Here is an 18,048-nt window from a genome sequence, read left to right on the forward strand (position 1 = left end):
TCAGGCGTGCGAGGCGGCTTTCGCGTTGGCGGCGGACTTGGCGGTCGAGGCGCGTGCCGCCGATGCCGATGCCGGAGCCGCGGGCTCGGCGCCCTGGCGGCCGCTGTTGTTCGCGATGATGCGTGCGATCAGCGCATCGGCATCGTGCCCGACCTTGTCATAGACATCCGTCTGCAGCGGCTTGCTGGCGGTGGTCGTCGTCATCGCCGCCCCTTCGGTCTTGCGCACGTCGACCGTGACGTTCATCGACAGGCCGATGCGCAGCGGATGGTCCTTCAGTTGCTGTGGATCGAGCGCGATGCGCACCGGCAGGCGCTGCACCACCTTGATCCAGTTGCCGGTGGCGTTCTGCGCCGGCAGCAGCGAGAAGGCCGAGCCCGTGCCCGCCGAGAAGCCGGCCACCTTGCCGTGATATTCGACGTCGGAGCCGTAGACGTCCGCATGCAGCGTGACGGGCTGGCCGATCCGCATATGCGTGATCTGGACCTCCTTGAAGTTGGCGTCGACCCAGACCTGATCGAGCGGCACCACCGCCATCAGGGGGGAGCCGGCGGCCACGCGCTGGCCGACCTGTACCGACCGCTTGGCGACATAGCCTGTCACCGGCGCCGGCAGCTGCGAGCGCGCGTAGTTCAGGTACGCGGCACGCACGTTGGCGGCGGCGCGCTGCACGTTCGGGTGCTTCTCGACGGTGGTCTGGTCGGTCAGCGCCTTGTTCGACGCGAGCTGTTCGCGCGCGGCCTGCAGCGCCGATTCGGCGGCCTGCAGCGTAGTGCGCGCATGGGCGAGTTCTTCGGACGAGACGGCGCCGGAGCCGGCGATGGCCTGGCGGCGCTTCAGATCTTCACGGGCCCGCGCGACATCGGCCTGGCGCAGCGCCACGTTGGCCGCCAGCGAACCGTTGTTGACGTACAGCGTGCGCACCTCGCGCACCGCCTGCGCCAGCTGGGCTTCGGCCTGGGCCAGCGCGACCTCGCTGTCGGCGCGGTCCAGCTGGATCAGCGGCTGGCCGGCGGTGACCAGCTGCGTGTCGTCGGCGCCGATGGCCACCACGGTGCCGGGCACCAGCGGAGTGACCTGCACCACGTTGCCGGCCACGTAGGCGTCGTCGGTGCTTTCGAAATGGCGCGCATACAGGGCCCAGTAGCCGCCGTAGGCCAGGCCCGCGACCACCACGGCGGCGGTCAGCGAGAGCAGCAGGCGCTTGCGCTTGCCGTTGTTGTTGTCGGAGGGTTGCGTGCGGGTGGCCGCGTTCTGTTGTTGGTCGCTCATGATGTCGGTCGATAAAACGATTCGGACGTTGTCGTTGTTCTTCGAGGTCGGGTTGCGGGTCGGCGGAGGTCTCAGCCGTGCGCCGCTGCAGTGGCGGAGGAGGGCGCGGGCGTGGCCGCGGCTGGGCTGGCGGCCTGTGCCGGTTGGCCATCGGTCGGCTCGCCGGGTTGCTGGCCCGGTTGCTGGCCCGGCTGCTGGCCGGATTGCTGATAACCGCCACCCAGCGCCTTGACCAGCGCCATCTGCAGATCCAGACGGCGCGCCTGCAGATCGGTGGCCAGGCGCCGCTGCTGCAGCACGTTGCTCTCGGCATTGAGCACGGTCAGCTGCGTGCCGAGGCCGGCCTTGTAGCGCGTGGTCGCCAGTGCATAGGCGTGCTCGGCCAGCTCCAGCGCCTCGCGCTGCGTCTGGATCTGCTGATCGACGCTGCGGATGCTGGTCACCGTATCCGCGGTCTCGCGCAGCGCATCGACCAGCGTCTGCTTGTAGTTGGCCACCGCCAGGTCGTATTGCGCGTGCTTGCCCTTCAGGTTCGCGCGCAGCCGGCCGCCTTCGAAGATCGGCAGGCGGACCGCGGGGCCGAAGCCGAACTGGCGGCTGATGCCGAGCAGCAGATTGGACGGGTCGAGCGAGGCCAGGCCAGCGAACGCGCTCAGCGTGATATTGGGCAGGAACTCCGCGCGGGCGACGTCAATGTCCTTCGACGACGCCTCGACGCGCCAGCGCGCCGCCACCAGGTCGGGCCGGCGACCGAGCAGGTCGATCGCCAGATTGTCCGGCAGTGTCGGCGTCGCCTGTGCCAGCAGCGTCGGCCGCTGAATCGCCAGCCCACGGTCCGGCCCCTTGCCGAGCAGCGCGGCGATCTGGTTGCGCGCCAGCGCGATCTCTTCTTCGATGCGTTGCAGATCGGTGCGGGCCGACGCGACGGTGCCGCGTGCCTGCGTGGTTTCCACTTGCGTATCGAGCCCGGCGGACAGGCGCTGACGCGACAACTCGGTCAGATCGCCACGCTGCGCGATCGCGCGTTCGGCGACATCGCGCTGCGCGAACAGCGCGGCCAGGCGGGCGTAGTTGCGCGCCACCGCGGTAGTCAGCAGCAGCCGCGAGGCCTGGCTTTCGGCTTCGGCCGCGCGGTCGTCCGACAGCGCGGCTTCCAGCGCTGCGCGGTTCCGGCCCCAGAAGTCGAGGTCGTAGGACAGGCCCACCTGCATCCGCGACAGGTTCTGCCACGAGCCGGCACGGGGCGTGCCCTCGTACAGATCGGTCTCGGAGAAACGCTGGCGCGTCAGCGAGGCGTCGAAGTCGATATGCGGATACAGCGCGCTGCGGGTCGCATCGGCCATCGCTCGCGAGGCCTGCACGCGTGCCAGCGCTGCCTGCAGGTTGGGGCTGTTCTGCACGGCTTCGTCGACCAGCGCGCGCAGCTGCGGATCGCCGAACTGGTCGACCCAGTCCTGCGACGGCCATTGGCCGTGTTCGCCGGGCAGCGTCTGCGCGGTCGCCATCTGCGCGGGCTCGGTCATGACCTGGGTGGTGTGCGAATTGCCGAAGGCGGCGCAGCCGGCCAGCGCGGCGGCGGCCAGCGCGCTCAGCGCGAAGGCGCCGAGGCGGCGGACGGGTTGCCGCGCCGGAGCGCGGCGGGAAGTCGAAAATTGTTGGTTCATGTTGGACGACGAAATGCGGATGCCGCGGTCCGGTGCCGGGAGCACGGGCCGCAAGGACGAATCGGGATGACCGGGATCGATGACCGGGACGGCGCGGGCGCCGCTACCCGGTGTTGTTGGCGATCACCCGTTTCAGCATGTCGCGGAACTGGGCGATTTCGGCCTCGGAGAAGCCGCGGAAGCGCCGGTTCAACACCCGGCAGAAGATCGCGGGCAATTGGTCGACCAGCGCCCGTCCGGCCGGCGTGACGCACAAATCCACAATGCGCCGGTCGGCGTCGCTGCGGCGCCGCTCGACCAGGCCCCGTTTTTCCATGCGGCTGATCAGGCGGGTGACCGAACCCATATCGGTGTTCAGTTCGCGGCCGAGATCCGTCACCGTCCGGGCGCGGTCGTGGGCCAGCATCACCAGGCAGGAGGCCTGGGCGTGCGTGATATCCAGCGCGCCGACCTCCTGCTCGACGTCGCGCGACAGCTCGCCCTTGGCGCGCGCCATCAGATAGCCGACGCTGTCGCAGATCCGATACGAGGCGGGATCGAAGGGGTAGGAGTCGTCGGTGAGCGGGCCGTTCATCATTTGCCTATGCAATCTTTGTCGTGGCAAATATATGCAGGGATTGAGCGAACAGCAAGAACGTCAATTCGTCATTGCGGTTTCCGAAATAGTGCGCTGCAAGCCCTTGCAGCAACACGAAAGACAGTCGGACCGGTCGCCCGCAGTTTTGCGTCGCAACATGCTAGAATGGCGGGTTGAATTTTTGATGCCCAGCTGCAAGCGAGAGCCGCAATGACCCGCGCAATCCGCAATATCGCCATCATCGCCCACGTCGATCATGGCAAAACCACCCTGGTGGACCAACTCCTGCGCCAGGCAGGCACCTTCCGTGAGAACCAGCAGGTTGCGGAGCGGGTGATGGACTCGAACGACCTGGAAAAAGAACGCGGGATCACGATCCTGGCGAAGAACTGTGCGGTCGAGTACAACGGCACCCATATCAATATCGTCGACACCCCGGGCCACGCCGACTTCGGTGGCGAGGTCGAGCGCGTGCTGTCGATGGTCGACGGCGTGCTGCTGCTGGTCGACGCTGTCGAAGGCCCGATGCCGCAGACCCGCTTCGTCACGCGCAAGGCGCTGGCGCTGGGCCTGAAGCCGATCGTCGTGATCAACAAGATCGACCGTCCGGGCGCCCGTCCGGACTGGGTCATCAACCAGACCTTCGACCTGTTCGACAAGCTGGGCGCGACCGACGAGCAGCTCGACTTCCCGGTGATCTACGCCTCGGGCCTGAACGGCTACGCCGGCCTGACCGAGGACGTGCGCGACGGCGACATGAAGCCGCTGTTCGAGACCGTGCTCGACAAGGTGCCGGTCCGTAACGACGACCCGGACGGTCCGCTGCAGCTGCAGATCATCTCGCTGGATTACTCGAGCTACGTCGGCAAGATCGGCGTCGGCCGCATCTCGCGCGGCCGTGCCCGTCCGCTGCAGGATGTGGTGGTCAAGTTCGGCCCCGAAGGCAACCCGATCAAGGGCCGCATCAACCAGGTGCTGAAGTTCCGTGGCCTGGAGCGCGAGATCGTGCCCGAGGCCGAGGCCGGCGATATCGTGCTGATCAACGGCATCGAAGAACTCGGCATCGGTTGCACCGTATGCGCGCCGGAAGCGCAGGACGCGCTGCCGATGCTGAAGGTCGACGAGCCGACGCTGACGATGAACTTCTGCGTCAACACTTCGCCGCTGGCCGGCCGTGAAGGCAAGTTCGTCACCAGCCGCCAGCTGCGCGAACGTCTGGACCGCGAACTGAAGTCCAACGTGGCGCTGCGCGTGGCCGAGACCGGCGACGACACGGTGTTCGAAGTGTCGGGCCGCGGCGAACTGCACCTGACCATCCTGCTGGAAAACATGCGCCGCGAAGGCTACGAGCTGGCCGTGTCGCGTCCGCGCGTGGTGTTCAAGGAGATCGACGGTGTCAAGCACGAGCCGTACGAGCTGCTGACGGTCGACGTCGAGGACGGCCACCAGGGCGCCGTGATGGAAGAACTGGGCCGCCGCAAGGGCGAACTGCTCGACATGGCGTCGGACGGCAAGGGCCGCACCCGCCTCGAATACCGTATTCCGGCGCGCGGCCTGATCGGCTTCCAGGGCGAATTCCTGACGCTGACGCGCGGTACCGGCCTGATCTCGCACATCTTCGACGACTACGCGCCGGTGCGCGAAGGCGGTCTGGGCGAGCGCCACAACGGCGTGCTGATCTCGCAGGACGACGGCGAGGCCGTGGCCTACGCGCTGTGGAAGCTGCAGGATCGCGGCCGCATGTTCGTCAAGCCGGGCGACCCGCTGTACGAAGGCATGATCATCGGCATCCATAGCCGCGACAACGACCTGGTCGTCAACCCGATCAAGGGCAAGCAGCTGACCAACGTGCGTGCCTCGGGTACTGACGAAGCGGTGCGTCTGGTGCCGCCGATCCAGATGACGCTCGAATACGCGGTGGAATTCATCGCCGACGACGAACTGGTCGAGATCACGCCGAAGAGCATCCGCCTGCGCAAGCGCTTCCTGAAGGAACACGAGCGCAAGCGCGCCTCCCGCGAAGGCGTATAAGCGACCAGCGACACGCGAGAAGCGATAAGCGATACGCTGACCGGAAGGTCGAGGGCCGAGTCCTGTGGTAACGGGGCTCGGCCCTTGTCGTTTTGGGATGCCGGTCTGGTTCGGCGCAGCGCGGCGAGAGGTCCCCGTCGTCAGAGATGGCAGAGGATGTTCACCAGCCTGCCGAACGGATCGCGCACGAAGAAGCGGCGCACACCCCAAGGCTCCACGGCGATGCCGTATTCGATCGGGAAACCTGCCTGCACGGCCCGGGCATGAACCTCGTCCAGGTTGTCCACTTCGATCGACAGATCAGGCACCGGTGTGCCGGAGCCTCCCTCGGTCGCAAAGCTGACCTGTGCCGTGGCGGTTTGCCCAGTGGCGAACGTCCGGATCCAGCCGTGATCCATCACGACATCCATGCCGAGCATGTCGCCATAGAAGGCCTGGGCTTTGTCGATGTTCGGGGTCGCGATGTTGGCGACGATGCGTTTGACAGTCATGGTGCCGGCTCCCTGGTAAGCACGGGCCATTCTAAAGCCGACGTCCTGATCGGATAAGCGCGCATCGATTCGCAGATCCTGCGGATACACAGACTTTCATTCCGGTGCCGTCAAGGAACGCGCCAGCGCGCCGTTGATAGCGGAGCGGCAAAACATGCCGCGATTGCACAACGAGAACGGGGAGCTGGAATGTTTCGAGACACCACCATTGGGGCCAGATTGTGGGGCCTGATTGTCGTTACCAATTTGATCCTGCTGATCGTCGGCGCCTTCGGATGGCTCGGCATGTCGCGCAGCAACGATGCCACGCGACAGATCTACCAGCATCAGCTGGCCGCGGCGATGCATCTGTCCGAGGCGCGTGCCAACCAGTTGCTGGTGCGCGTGCTGCTGGATCAGGCGACGTTCGCCACCGATCCGGCCGATGCGCTCGCACGTGCCGAGACCGCGGCCGGATTCGCGCGGGCGTCGGAGACTGCCTGGAAGGCCTATCTGGCAATGCCACGCGGTGAAGACGAAGACCGTGCTGCGGCGCTGGTGTCGGCGCGTCGCGAGGCGCTGCACAAGCAAGGGGTCGAGCCGATGATCGCCGCGCTGAAGGCAGGCGATCGCGACCGCGTGATGGCGCTGGTGCTCGATACCATTCCAAAGCTCGATATCGCCTTCACGTCCGCCAATGCGGAGTTGAACAAGCTGCAGACCGCCGCCGCGCAAGCCGTCTATCAGGATTCGCAGCAGCGCTATGCGAAGTTGCGCATGGGGTCGCTGGTGCTGTTGGTGCTGTTGGTGCTGGGCGTGGCGTTCAGCACCGTCTTTGCGTGGCGGCTGCGCGGCTCGATCGTCGGTCCGCTCGATTGCGCGATGGCGCGTTTCGAGCGGATCGCGCGCGGCGACCTGAGTGCGGCGCGGGCTCTCGATACGCCGCGGCAGCAAGATCGTCGTGTCGGAGACAATGGTGGCGGCGTGGCGGGTGAGGCCAGCCGCAACGAGACCAGCCGCATGCTCGACATGCTGGCGCGCATGGAAGCGAGTCTCGCCGGCATGGTCGGCGAGGTGCGGACCGGTGCCGATGCGATCGCCGCGGCGAGCCGGCAGATCGCGCTGGGCAATGCCGATCTGTCCCAGCGCACCGAGGAACAGGCGGCCTCGCTCGAGCAGACCGCGTCGAGCATGGAACAGTTGACCGGCACCGTGCGGCAGACTGCCGACAATGCGCGCGAAGCCGATGCGCTGGCCGGCGACGCCAGCGGTCTGGCGGAGCGGGGCGGCGAAGCGGTGACGCGCGTGGTCGACACCATGCAGGCGATCGACGCCAGCGCCAACAGGATCGTCGACATCATCGACGTGATCGAGAAGATCGCATTCCAGACCAATATCCTGGCGCTGAACGCCGCGGTCGAGGCCGCACGTGCCGGCGAGCATGGCCGCGGCTTCGCCGTGGTGGCGGGCGACGTGCGCGACCTGGCGCAGCGTTGCGCGACCGCGTCGAAGGAGATCCGCGGTCTGATCGACGAATCGGTGCGCAACGTCCGCGCCGGCAGCGAGATCGTTGCCGATGCCGGCCGGGCAATGGAGGACATCGTCGGCGCGGTGCGCCGCGTCAGCGTGATCGTCGGCGGCATCAGCGCCGCCTCGATGGAGCAGTCGCAGGGCATCGAACAGGTGAATCAGGCGGTCACGCAGATGGATGGCATGACTCAGCAGAATGCGGCGCTGGTCGAGGAGGCCGCCGCTGCGGCGACTTCGCTGGAGGACCAGGCGCAGCGGCTGACCGGCCTGATGGCGCGCTTCCGTCTCGCCTGAATCCCCGGCATCCGGCCGGCGGCACGGACTTCGGCCCGGCATGGCTGGTGTACAGTGACGGCCTGCATTTCGTCACCACAGGAACAGGAGACATGACCGAGTTTGTTGCAACCGAAGTCGTCGGCGGTGTCGGCTATCTGACGCTGACCCGGCCCCAGGCCCTGAACGCCCTGTCGCTCGACATGGTGCGTGCCTTGACGCAGGCGCTGGACCAGTGGGCCGCCGATCCCGGCGTCGTGGCCGTGGTGGTCGCCGGTGCCGGCGGCAAGGCCTTCTGCGCAGGCGGCGACATCCGTTTCTTCCATCAGGCCGCGCTGGCCGGCGATCCGATGCTGGACCGGTTCTTCGTCGAGGAATACGCGCTCAATCACAAGATCCACCGCTATCCGAAGCCGTATATCGCGCTGATGGATGGCGTGGTGATGGGCGGGGGCATGGGCATCTCGCAAGGCGCGCAGCGCCGGCTCGTCACCGAGCGCACCAAGATGGCAATGCCCGAGACCAATATCGGCCTGTTTCCCGACGTGGGCGGCGGCTGGTTCCTGGCGCGCACGCCCGGACGCCTGGGCGAGTATCTGGGCCTGACGGGCAACGTGATTCACGCCGCCGACGCGCTGTACGCGGGCCTGGCCGATGCCTTCGTGCCGAGCAACGCGCTGGCCGAGCTGGCGGCGTCGCTGCGCGCCGGTACCTTCGCCAGCGGCGACGACGTGCTGGCCGCGATCGATGCGGTCACTGCCCGGCATAGTGGCGCGTGCGATCCGGCAGCGAGCATGCTGGCGCGCCAGCGCGATGCGATCGACGTGGCCTTCGGCGCCGCCACGGTCCCGGAGATCGTCGCCATCGTCAGCGATGCGGGCGACGAGCGGTCGGCGCAGACCGCCGCCGCCTTGCGGACACGCTCGCCGCTGATGCTGTGCGTGACGCTGGAGCAGATCCGCCGCGCACGGACGATGGCGCTGGAGGACGAGCTGCGCATGGAGCTCGACATGATGCACGACGTGTTCCGCTACGGCGACGGCGTCGAAGGCATTCGCGCGCTGGCCATCGACAAGGACCACGCGCCGAAGTGGCAGCCGGCCCGGCTCGACGAGGTCGAGCGCAACAAGGTCCTCGCGTTCTTCGACAGCCCGTGGCGTGCGCAGGAGCATCCGCTGGCTGGATTGCAGGCCGGACAGCAAGCGTAAGCTGCTGCGCGCCTCGGCGCCATGGGCAGAGGCGCGCACGGCCGAAGCGACATCGGGTTAGAGTGTGGTCTGGGCGCCGGCTAGAGGTGGCCGGTCCGGCCGTCTTTCGGCGGCCTTTCCTTTCCCGTCTCTCTCAGAAAAGGAAGCACGATGAGCACTCCACGCGATGTCGCAGTACTGGTGGGCAGTCTCCGCAAGGATTCCTTCAATCGCAAGCTGGCGCTGGCGCTGGCGAAACTGGCTCCGCCCGAGCTCAAGCTCGAGATCGTCGAGATCGGTCAGCTGTCGCTGTACAACCAGGACGAGGACGACAACCCGCCTGCACCATGGACCGCGTTCCGCGACCGGATCCGCCGCGCCGATGCGGTGCTGTTCGTCACGCCGGAGTACAACCGCTCGGTGCCGGCGCCGCTGAAGAACGCCATCGATGTGGGTTCGCGCCCGTACGGGCAGAGCGCCTGGGACCGCAAGCCGGGGGCTGTGATCAGTGCCTCGCCGGGCGCAATCGGCGGGTTTGGTGCCAATCACCATCTGCGCCAGTCGCTGGTATTCCTCAATGTGCCGGTGCTCCAGATGCCGGAAGCCTATATCGGCGGCGTCGACAAGCTGTTCGATGAACAGGGCAATATCGGCAACGAATCGACGCGTGCCTTTCTGGGCAAATTTCTGACGACCTTTGCGGCCTGGGTGGAGCGCAACGCCGCAAGCTGACTGTGACGGCGCCTGCGCCGCCTTGCCCCCCTACGGTAGGGGTAAAGAATGCGAAGCTGGCGCCGACAATGCTGATATGGATGCAAGCGACAATTCCTCCGACTTCCCGGACAGTGCGGCCAACGCCGAACTGGTCGGGTGCTGGGCCACGGCCTCGCCGCAATTGCTGGCCACCGTGCTGAACAACGCCATCGACGCCGAAGACCTGTCCGGCTTCGCGGCGCTGCTGTCCGACATCGCCCGCGACCGCGGGCTCAAGGGCAACCGCGGGGCGCACCAGTCGATCTACGACATGCCGTACGCGAGCCTGCTGCCGCGCCAGCAGCACCTGCTGGCCGATGCCTTCGACCTGTTCGTCAAGTTGGGGCTGGAGCTGCAGCCGCGGGAGCAGCGGCTGAACGACTGAGCCGCCGCGCAGAGGGGGCCTGGGCCTGGGCGGGGCCGGCCGGCCCGCAGCTGGCCATCGACCGGCAAAACGGTGGGCGGTGCGATGCCGCGCCGGGTGGTAAACTTTCCGGTTTTCCTCGTTCCCGTCGACGGACGGGATAGCCGACCCAAGTCATGTCCGAATCGCTAGCCGCAACCGCGGCGCCGGCTCCTGCCGATCCCCAGAAGGTCAATCCTCGGCGCATTTCGGTGGCGCCCATGATGGACTGGACGGACCGCCATTGCCGGACCTTTCATCGCCACCTGAGCCGCCACACCTGGCTGTACACCGAGATGGTGACAACCGGCGCGCTGCTGCATGGCGATGTCGCGCGGCACCTGGACTTCGATCCGGCCGAGCAGCCGGTGGCCCTGCAACTGGGCGGCAGCGAGCCGGCCGATCTTGCTGCATCGGCCAGGCTTGGCGAGCGTTGGGGTTACGCCGAGATCAATCTGAATTGCGGCTGCCCATCCGAGCGGGTCCAGCGCGGGGCGTTCGGCGCCTGCCTGATGGCGGAGCCGCAGCTGGTGGCGGACTGCGTGCGGGCGATGCGCGACGCCGTGTTGGTGCCGGTTACCGTCAAGCACCGGATCGGCATCGACACCATCGAGCACTACGACTTCGTCCGCGATTTTGTCGGCACCATTGCCGAGGCCGGCTGCGAGACTTTTATCGTCCATGCGCGCAACGCGATCCTCAAGGGGCTGAGCCCGAAGGAAAACCGCGAGATTCCGCCGCTGCGCTACGAGGTGGCCTACCAGCTGAAGCGGGAATTCCCGCAGCTCGAAATCCTGATCAATGGCGGCATCACGCGCTACGACGAGATCGACGAACACCTGGGCCACGTCGATGGCGTGATGATCGGTCGGGAGGCCTACCACCAGCCGTTCCTGCTGGCGGAGGTCGATCGCCGCTACTACGGCGATACCGCGCCGTCGCCTTCGCGGCTCGACGCCGAACTGGCGATGCAGCGCTATATCGGCGATCTGGTGGAGCGGGGCGGTTATATGGGCGCGGCGACGCGGCATATGCTCGGGTTGTATCGCGGCGTGCCGGGCGGACGGGGGTGGCGGCGCGTGCTTTCCGACGCCCGTCGAATGAACGCGATACGCACCCGGGACGGTGTCGATGCGCTGTTCGAGGAGGCGCGTAGCCATCTGCATGCGGAGCGGCCGCTGCAGGCGGCGTGAGCTCTGACCGGCGGCTGCGCCGGAATGCGTGATCCTCGCCGTGGCCGTGCAAGAGCCGCCGATTGGAGGGCAGACTCTAATTTCGAATCCGGTTTGGTCGCGCACGGCCCGTGCCGCCGTCTTGGAGCCACTTTCCGCGCCAGCGCGGGCGATGGCAGGCACCAGGAAAGGGATTCCCCTAGATAGCCAAGCCGATTCCGATTTTCTTAAACTGTCCGTGCCCTCGAATACAGGGCTTTCTTCAACTGATTTTGGAGCCCGCCTTGTGCGGGCTTTTTTTGTCTGGAGCCCGGTCGGCCGCCGGTCCTTTCGTTTACCCGAATGGTGCTTGGCGTCGATGACAGTTACATTGCAATTGCCTTCAGGGCATTGAGATCGCAAGAGTTTAAGAGTCCGCCATGTGCGGACTTTTTTTTGCCCGGGTCTTCGCTCCTGCAGCTCTCCCGCAGTCCTCCCGCAGTCCTTCCGCAGTCGTCCCGCAGTCGTCCCCCGCAGCCAGCCGCCATCCGCCGTCCCTTCTCCATTCCGCTCCGCCCCCCTGCGCCGGCCTGATGCCGCCGAGCAACGTCCCCGCCGACAATCCTTGTTTACCTCTGCAAAGGGGTGACCCCCCAACCGGGTGATGGCAAGATGGAGCCCAAAAACGACAAGAAGATCTGGCCTCGGAGGGTGGAATGGAAAATGAGGGCTTGTTTGGTGTCGCGTTCGAAGGTTTCCGCGTCGTCTGGGTCGTCGAGCGGTTGCAGAACGGTACCTGGACCGCTCGCTACTGCTGGCACCGGGGTACCGATGCCGCGGCCGCGGCCGCTCTGCAGACCGATGTGCTGAACGGCAGGAGCCGACGATTGCCGGGTACCTATCAGACGGAGCAGGAAACGCTTGACGCGATCCACGAGGCGATCCGGCTCGAAGCCCGCTGGTCGTGAGGTTTCCGAAACTCCGCTTGGCCGCACCTGAAAATTTTTGTGCGTACTACTAGCCATCGCCGAACGAAGTTTGTATAATCTTGGTTTCCGTCGAGCAGTACTGACGGCGGTGCTACGGTGGCTGTAGCTCAGTTGGTAGAGTCCAGGATTGTGATTCCTGTCGTCGTGGGTTCGAGTCCCATCAGCCACCCCAAGATTCCATGCAAACAGCCGCTCATCGAGCGGCTGTTTTGCTTTGTGCCGAGATCAAACAGGCAGGCGGGTGAGGGCGCTTGTGGTCCTCAGACCAAACGCGCCGCAGCCTTTGTGATCGTCCACCCGACACCCACACACAACGCGATCCAACCCGCTGCGATCAGTGCGACGTCGTGCCAGTTCATGGTGCGGCGACCGGGACGAAGCAGCTTGATGGTGTCGTCTGACGAAGGCATGGCCGTCTCCTTCGAAAAGCATGGGAACAGGCTAGGCCATGCCTCTACGAATTCACGGTCCGAGTTGTAAAGGTTTGTTGCGATGGGTCAGAGTCGTCGCTTGCAATCGGACAGCCATCTCTGACGTCTCCTGCAGGCGGGCGCGCAAGGTCGAAACGCAGTGGATGTTGTCGCAGCGTTCAAACGAACGCCGCTTGCCCGCGTGTTCAGCCGTTCAGCCGTTCAGCTTCACGCCCGGCTGATCGAGTTCAAGCATTCGGCAGATCGCGGCCATGCTGCCGACCATCGTGCGGCGCTGCGCGCCCTGATAGATGCGGACACCTTTGGACTGGCGGAACGGCGTCGGCTTGACGGGGTAGCGGGTCAGGGAGCGGTCGGCTTGCAGCATGGTGGTCCTCTTCGGTAAGGCGTCAGCGGATGTCTTGCGGCAACACGGGGCCCTGCGGCTCGTGCAGCTGCATGACTGAGGTTGGCGCCAAGGCGGCGGCGCCTGCCGGAATGCTGGGTTGGGGCTAGAAGCCGGACTGGCGGATCAGTCCGACCGCGATGCCTTCGAGCGAGAACTCCTCGCGTCCGGGCTTGACGATGATGTTGGCGAAGTCCGGGTTCTCGGCGATCAGTTCGATCGCGTCGCCGCGGTGCTTGAGCCGTTTGACGGTCACGTCTTCGCCGATGCGGGCCACCACGATCTTGCCATTGGCGGCGTCCTGCGCGCGTTTGACCGCCAGCAGGTCGCCATCGAAGATGCCCGCGTCGCGCATGCTCATGCCGCGCACGCGCAGCAGGTAGTCGGGGCGCTCGTCGAAGACCGAGGCATCGACCTGGTATTGCCGGTCAATATGTTCTGCCGCCAGGATCGGGCTGCCGGCAGCGACACGGCCGACCAGCGGCAGCGTCAGCTGCATCACGCCGGCCATCGGCAGCGAGAACTGGTCAGGCAATTCGGAGTCGCTGCGGCTAACCTTGAGTCGGATGCCGCGCGACGCGCCGGGCGTCAGCTCGATCACGCCCTTGCGAGCGAGCGCGCGCAGATGTTCTTCGGCCGAATTCGGCGACGAGAAGCCGAATTCCGCAGCGATCTCGGCGCGGGTCGGCGGAATGCCGGTCTGCCGGATGGTATTGCGGATCAGGTCGAAGATCTGCTGCTGCCGGGGTGTCAGAGTCGCCATGGCTTGTCCGTGTTGTTGTATCCGGTGGCGGCCCGGCCGGTGGTGCAAGCTGAAAAGCGAGCGAAGCATCGGTGGCCGCCATATACAGCACTGTACGTTTGAACAGTGTGCTGTGATTTTATACAGTATCGATTGAAGTGCAAGAGAAATTTGCATCGTCGTCCACTTTGAGCGACGCAACGGTCCGCCAGGCCGTCGCGGTACACGTTGCGCTTCCTCTGCGATATCCCGGGTAACCGCCGCGGCGCGACCGTTCAATGCTTCTCCCGTCATCGCCGCCGATGTCCTCCCACGGTTCCGCCATGGACCGGCGGCGTCCACCCGGCCATCGGACCGTCGACGACCACAAGCTGCACGCATCAATCGTCTCATCGCGGACAGGTCGGCCGCAGCTGGCCGATGTCGCGTTGTCGCCTGACCCAGCTGCCTCAAGTCGGCTGCTCCGAAGATTCAATTAGTGATGTTGAGATCAGTTCTTCGGCAATTCTTTATCTAGTCAATTCGAGATCAGCATTTAAAAATTTCGACTTGCCAGGAAAATTGCGGTCGATTCTAATGATCGGCAGATATTCTTCTCCGCCAGATTTTTGGTGAATTCATATTATTGAAATACAAGGCGCCGCCAGCATGAGCGGCTCGGCCATCTATTTCTGCCGGCTCATCGTGATCGTTTGCTGATGTCAGCACGTCATGGCCGAATTCAATGGTGTCAAATCGATCGCGATATTCAGCCGCGAAGGCGTTCGCGATCGAAGGCAGCCAGCGTCGCGTATCGGGTGCGCGCGCCGATCAGAGGTTGATCGCATGGACCCGGATGTTCCTTTACCAGGAGGCAGGACCGAAATGGATATGCTCAAGCGCAACAACGCTGCAACGCTCTCCCCGAACGAAGAAGCCGCGCTGTTCTTGTTGGACCAGACGATGGGTTACGCCTATCAGGGAGCACTGCGCGCTGCGGCAGTCCTGCGCGTGGCGGACCACCTGGTGGATGGCCCGAAAACGGCGGACGAGCTCGCATTGGCTGTAGGCGCCAACGCAAATCGACTGCACCGCGTGCTGCGATTGCTCACCACTCGCGGTATTTTCCGTCAGAACGGCGAAGGCCAATATGAATTGACGCCGCCCGCGCAATATCTGCGGTCCGATTTTCCTTACTCGCTGCGGGCGGCAGTACTTTGGCTGACTGACGAGCCAATGTTGCGCCCGATCGGAAATATTGTCGAGAGCGTGCGTGGCGATTCGGCTTTCGCGCATATCTATGGAATGCCCTATTTCGAATATTGGGCAAAGGCCAATGTGTCGTCGGGGGATTTTGACGAGGGAATGTGTTCGTATTCGGCGCTGGAAAGTTCAATCCTGGCGCGCAGCTACGATTTCCCGGAAAACGCGACGGTCGCGGACATCGGCGGCGGCTTTGGCATCCTGCTGCTGCATGTCCTGAAGGAGAATCCGGGCCTGCGTGGCATTCTGTTCGACCAGCAGCACGTCCTGGCGAAACACCGCCTCGCCGAACTGGGCGACGAAAGCCGCTGGGAACTGGCGTCCGGCAACTTCTTCGAATCGTGTCCGCGGGCGGACTTCTATCTGCTGAAGTTTGTGCTGCACGACTGGGACAACGAACGTGCCACGCAAATTCTGCGCTGCTGCAGAAAGGCGATGGCGCCGGGGGCGAAGGTGCTCGTGATGGACCCGATGATTCCGGCAGGCAACGCCTGGCATACCAGCAAGCTGGTAGACATGGTCGTCATGGCCGCCTGTCACGAAGGCGGTGGCTCCGAGCGTACGGAGGAGGAGTATCGGGAGCTGCTGGCCGGCGCCGATTTGCGACTGAATCGGATCATCGATACGGGTACCTACGTGCCGATCATCGAGGCGGTCGCCAACTGACGGCCCAGGCCGGCGAGGCAGGGCAAGACCGTACGGGAAAGGGGTGGCGTGGCGGGTACAATCTGCGCCTGCCTATGAATACCTCGTACCCATGACTCTGCCTCGCGTCATCGTCCTTGCCACCGGCGGCACCATCGCCGGTTCCGCGTCCAGCGCCGCCAGCAGTGCGCGTTATCAGGCGGCCACGGTGCCGGTGTCGACGCTGCTCGAAGCGGTGCCGGCGCTGAAGGACGTGGCCCGGGTCGAGGCCGAGCAGGTCGCGCAGGTCGACAGCAAGGACATGTCGTTCGGCCTGTGGACGCGGCTGGCGGCGCGGGTTCACCACTGGTCCACGCAGGACGACGTGGCCGGCATCGTGATCACGCATGGCACCGATTCGCTCGAAGAAACCGCGATGCTGCTGCATCTGGTGGGCGTGGCCAGCGTGCCGGTGGTGCTGACCGCTGCGATGCGGCCGGCGACCTCGCTGTCGGCCGACGGGCCGTTGAACCTGCTCGATGCCGTGCGGGTGGCGGCGCATGCGGATGCGGCGGGCAAGGGCGTGCTGGTGGTGATCAATCAGGAAATCCACGCGGGACGCGACGCGGTCAAGGCGCATACCTCCGCGGTCGATGCCTTCGCGTCTCCCGGCACCGGGCCGATCGGACTGGTGCAGGACGCGTTGGTGCGCTTTACCCGCGCACCGCTGCGGCTGCCCCAGCAGGCGTTGCCGCTGCCGGGGAACTGGCCCCCGGTCGAAATCGTCGCCAGCTATACGGAGCCGGGGCGCGTGGTCGTCGATGCGCTTGTGGCAAGCGGAGTGCGCGGTCTGGTGGTTGCGGCGGCGGGCAATGGTTCGATTCACGAGACGCTGGCGGCGGCACTCGCCGACGCGGCACGCGCCGGTGTCGCGGTGGTGCGCAGCACCCGCACAGGCGCCGGCAATGTGATTGCCCCGTCGCAGCCGAATCCGGCGGCGGGCGCCTTCGTATCGGCCGGCGATCTGAATCCGTACAAGGCGCGGGTGGCGCTGCTCGTGGCGCTTGGCGCCGATCCCGGCCTGGCGGGCGATCCGGTGCGATTGCAGCGGTTCTTCGCGCAGATTTGAGGCCTGCGGCGTGCGCCGGGCGGCGCCAATCCGGCTGCGAGCCCATGCAGCTTGCCGTCCTGGCCGTTCCGGGCTATACTCGCGGGCTATTTAACCCTTGCTGCACCGGACTTGGCGCCCGGGCGGCTTATCCCAAAAGGAGCGTCAATGCGTCATTACGAAATCGTATTCATCGTCCATCCGGACCAGAGCGAGCAAGTGCCGGCCATGATCGAGCGTTACAAGACGCTGGTCACGTCGCAGAACGGCCAGGTGCATCGCGTGGAAGACTGGGGCCGTCGTCAACTGGCCTACATGATCCAGAAGCTGGCCAAGGCTCACTACGTTTGCCTGAACATCGAGTGCGGCAAGGACACGCTGGCTGAGCTCGAACACGCGTTCAAGTTCAACGACGCCGTGCTGCGCCACCTGATCGTCCAGACCAAGAAGGCCGAGACCGGCCCGTCGCCGATGATGAAGGAAGTGCAGCGCGAAGAAGCCCGCAAGGCATCGGCGCAAACCAGCGAAGGCCAGGCCGCCTGAGTGCGGTCTGCTGTGGGCGGTTCGCTCCGGCATGACCGGAGCGGCATGCGAGGGGCGGTGGCGCGATGAACCAGCTGAGGCTGCACGCCACCCTCGTCGAGCGCGACGCGTTGCGCTATACACCGGCCGGCATCCCCGTCGTCAATTGCCTTCTGCAATACGGCGGCGAGGTGGTCGAAGCGCAGACGCCGCGGCAGATCGAGTTCGCGATCGCCGCGATGGGCGTCGGTCCGGTCGGCCAGCACCTCGAGCGCACGCCGCTCGGCACGGTGCTCGACTGCGAAGGCTTCCTCGCCCGCAAGCACCGCAACAGCAAGGCTCTCGTCTTTCACATCACTGGATGTAAAGCATTCGTAAAGGATTGAACCATGGCATTCGTCAAACGTGACAACAAGAACAAGAAGCGCTTCCAGCAGCAGAACCCGCTGTTCAAGCGCAAGCGCTTCTGCCGCTTCACCGTGGCCGGCGTCGAACAGATCGACTACAAGGATCTGGACACGCTGAAAGACTTCATCGGCGATAACGGCAAGATCACGCCGGCTCGTCTGACCGGCACCAAGGCGCACTATCAGCGTCAGCTCGACACGGCAATCAAGCGCGCTCGCTTCCTGGCGCTGCTGCCGTACACCGACCTGCACAAGAACTGATCGCCTGGTCGCCAAGGAGAAAACAC

Annotated in this window: 19 protein-coding genes and 1 tRNA gene; 13 read left to right on the forward strand and 7 right to left on the reverse strand. The window is 65.4% G+C overall.

All coding sequences use genetic code 11. From position 1 onward, the window contains the following. From HTY53_RS20725 to HTY53_RS20735, 3 genes are all read right to left on the reverse strand, one after another. Nucleotides 1-1,272 carry an HlyD family secretion protein gene (locus tag HTY53_RS20725; protein ID WP_174108448.1) on the reverse strand — a complete coding sequence of 424 codons (1,272 nt, stop codon included), beginning with the start codon at nucleotides 1,270-1,272 and terminating at the stop codon, nucleotides 1-3. Nucleotides 1,273-1,343: 71 nt separating this feature from the next. Further along, on the reverse strand, nucleotides 1,344-2,936 hold the full coding sequence (locus tag HTY53_RS20730; RefSeq protein ID WP_174108449.1) for an AdeC/AdeK/OprM family multidrug efflux complex outer membrane factor: 1,593 nt from the start codon (nucleotides 2,934-2,936) through the stop codon (nucleotides 1,344-1,346). A gap of 103 nt (nucleotides 2,937-3,039) precedes the next feature. After that, nucleotides 3,040-3,513, reverse strand: a complete 474-nt coding sequence (locus HTY53_RS20735; protein WP_174108450.1) for a MarR family winged helix-turn-helix transcriptional regulator — start codon at nucleotides 3,511-3,513, stop codon at nucleotides 3,040-3,042. A 210-nt stretch (nucleotides 3,514-3,723) separates the two neighbouring features. On the opposite strand from HTY53_RS20735, the gene typA reads away from it, so the two are divergent. Next, nucleotides 3,724-5,544, forward strand: coding sequence for a translational GTPase TypA (gene typA, locus HTY53_RS20740; RefSeq protein ID WP_174108451.1), 1,821 nt, complete (start codon nucleotides 3,724-3,726; stop codon nucleotides 5,542-5,544). 140 nt (nucleotides 5,545-5,684) lie between these two features. Here typA and HTY53_RS20745 read toward each other — a convergent pair whose 3' ends face one another. Beyond that, a complete protein-coding gene (locus tag HTY53_RS20745; protein WP_274383316.1) occupies nucleotides 5,685-6,065 on the reverse strand; it encodes a VOC family protein in 381 nt (126 codons plus the stop codon). Between the two features lie 159 nt (nucleotides 6,066-6,224). Between HTY53_RS20745 and HTY53_RS20750 the strand changes: the two genes are divergently transcribed. From HTY53_RS20750 to HTY53_RS20780, 7 genes are all read left to right on the forward strand, one after another. Beyond that, a complete protein-coding gene (locus tag HTY53_RS20750) occupies nucleotides 6,225-7,838 on the forward strand; it encodes a methyl-accepting chemotaxis protein (protein ID WP_174108453.1) in 1,614 nt (537 codons plus the stop codon). 92 nt (nucleotides 7,839-7,930) lie between these two features. Further along, on the forward strand, nucleotides 7,931-9,025 hold the full coding sequence (locus HTY53_RS20755) for an enoyl-CoA hydratase/isomerase family protein (RefSeq protein WP_174108454.1): 1,095 nt from the start codon (nucleotides 7,931-7,933) through the stop codon (nucleotides 9,023-9,025). A 150-nt stretch (nucleotides 9,026-9,175) separates the two neighbouring features. Further along, nucleotides 9,176-9,736 carry an NADPH-dependent FMN reductase gene (locus HTY53_RS20760; protein ID WP_174108455.1) on the forward strand — a complete coding sequence of 187 codons (561 nt, stop codon included), beginning with the start codon at nucleotides 9,176-9,178 and terminating at the stop codon, nucleotides 9,734-9,736. Between the two features lie 76 nt (nucleotides 9,737-9,812). Further along, nucleotides 9,813-10,142, forward strand: coding sequence for a hypothetical protein (locus HTY53_RS20765; protein WP_174108456.1), 330 nt, complete (start codon nucleotides 9,813-9,815; stop codon nucleotides 10,140-10,142). A 155-nt stretch (nucleotides 10,143-10,297) separates the two neighbouring features. Then, nucleotides 10,298-11,353, forward strand: a complete 1,056-nt coding sequence (dusA, locus tag HTY53_RS20770) for a tRNA dihydrouridine(20/20a) synthase DusA (RefSeq protein WP_174108457.1) — start codon at nucleotides 10,298-10,300, stop codon at nucleotides 11,351-11,353. A gap of 674 nt (nucleotides 11,354-12,027) precedes the next feature. After that, nucleotides 12,028-12,279, forward strand: coding sequence for a hypothetical protein (locus HTY53_RS20775; RefSeq protein ID WP_174108458.1), 252 nt, complete (start codon nucleotides 12,028-12,030; stop codon nucleotides 12,277-12,279). Nucleotides 12,280-12,396: 117 nt separating this feature from the next. After that, nucleotides 12,397-12,472: transfer RNA gene (locus tag HTY53_RS20780), tRNA-His, on the forward strand. Nucleotides 12,473-12,560: 88 nt separating this feature from the next. Here HTY53_RS20780 and HTY53_RS20785 read toward each other — a convergent pair. From HTY53_RS20785 to lexA, 3 genes are all read right to left on the reverse strand, one after another. Further along, nucleotides 12,561-12,710 carry a hypothetical protein gene (locus tag HTY53_RS20785; protein WP_156526608.1) on the reverse strand — a complete coding sequence of 50 codons (150 nt, stop codon included), beginning with the start codon at nucleotides 12,708-12,710 and terminating at the stop codon, nucleotides 12,561-12,563. A 214-nt stretch (nucleotides 12,711-12,924) separates the two neighbouring features. Next, on the reverse strand, nucleotides 12,925-13,098 hold the full coding sequence (locus HTY53_RS20790; protein ID WP_174108459.1) for a hypothetical protein: 174 nt from the start codon (nucleotides 13,096-13,098) through the stop codon (nucleotides 12,925-12,927). Between the two features lie 124 nt (nucleotides 13,099-13,222). Further along, complete coding sequence (gene lexA / locus HTY53_RS20795) at nucleotides 13,223-13,879, reverse strand: transcriptional repressor LexA (RefSeq protein ID WP_174108460.1); 657 nt, start codon at nucleotides 13,877-13,879, stop codon at nucleotides 13,223-13,225. A 690-nt stretch (nucleotides 13,880-14,569) separates the two neighbouring features. Here lexA and HTY53_RS20800 point away from each other — a divergent pair. From HTY53_RS20800 to rpsR, 5 genes are all read left to right on the forward strand, one after another. Beyond that, the gene (locus HTY53_RS20800; RefSeq protein ID WP_217435696.1) at nucleotides 14,570-15,766 is read left to right on the forward strand and encodes a methyltransferase; all 1,197 of its coding nucleotides are present in this window, start codon (nucleotides 14,570-14,572) and stop codon (nucleotides 15,764-15,766) included. A 91-nt stretch (nucleotides 15,767-15,857) separates the two neighbouring features. Further along, complete coding sequence (locus HTY53_RS20805; RefSeq protein ID WP_174108461.1) at nucleotides 15,858-16,853, forward strand: asparaginase; 996 nt, start codon at nucleotides 15,858-15,860, stop codon at nucleotides 16,851-16,853. 147 nt (nucleotides 16,854-17,000) lie between these two features. Further along, complete coding sequence (gene rpsF / locus HTY53_RS20810) at nucleotides 17,001-17,375, forward strand: 30S ribosomal protein S6 (protein ID WP_174108462.1); 375 nt, start codon at nucleotides 17,001-17,003, stop codon at nucleotides 17,373-17,375. A 65-nt stretch (nucleotides 17,376-17,440) separates the two neighbouring features. Continuing rightward, nucleotides 17,441-17,740 carry a primosomal replication protein N gene (gene priB / locus HTY53_RS20815; protein WP_174108463.1) on the forward strand — a complete coding sequence of 100 codons (300 nt, stop codon included), beginning with the start codon at nucleotides 17,441-17,443 and terminating at the stop codon, nucleotides 17,738-17,740. Nucleotides 17,741-17,743: 3 nt separating this feature from the next. Continuing rightward, entirely contained in the window at nucleotides 17,744-18,022 is a 279-nt protein-coding gene (gene rpsR, locus HTY53_RS20820; protein ID WP_006575387.1) for a 30S ribosomal protein S18, read from the forward strand. Nucleotides 18,023-18,048: the final 26 nt, after the last annotated feature.

The sequence above is a fragment of the Cupriavidus gilardii genome, from assembly GCF_013314895.1.
GTDB classification, from domain to species: Bacteria; Pseudomonadota; Gammaproteobacteria; order Burkholderiales; family Burkholderiaceae; genus Cupriavidus; species Cupriavidus gilardii_C.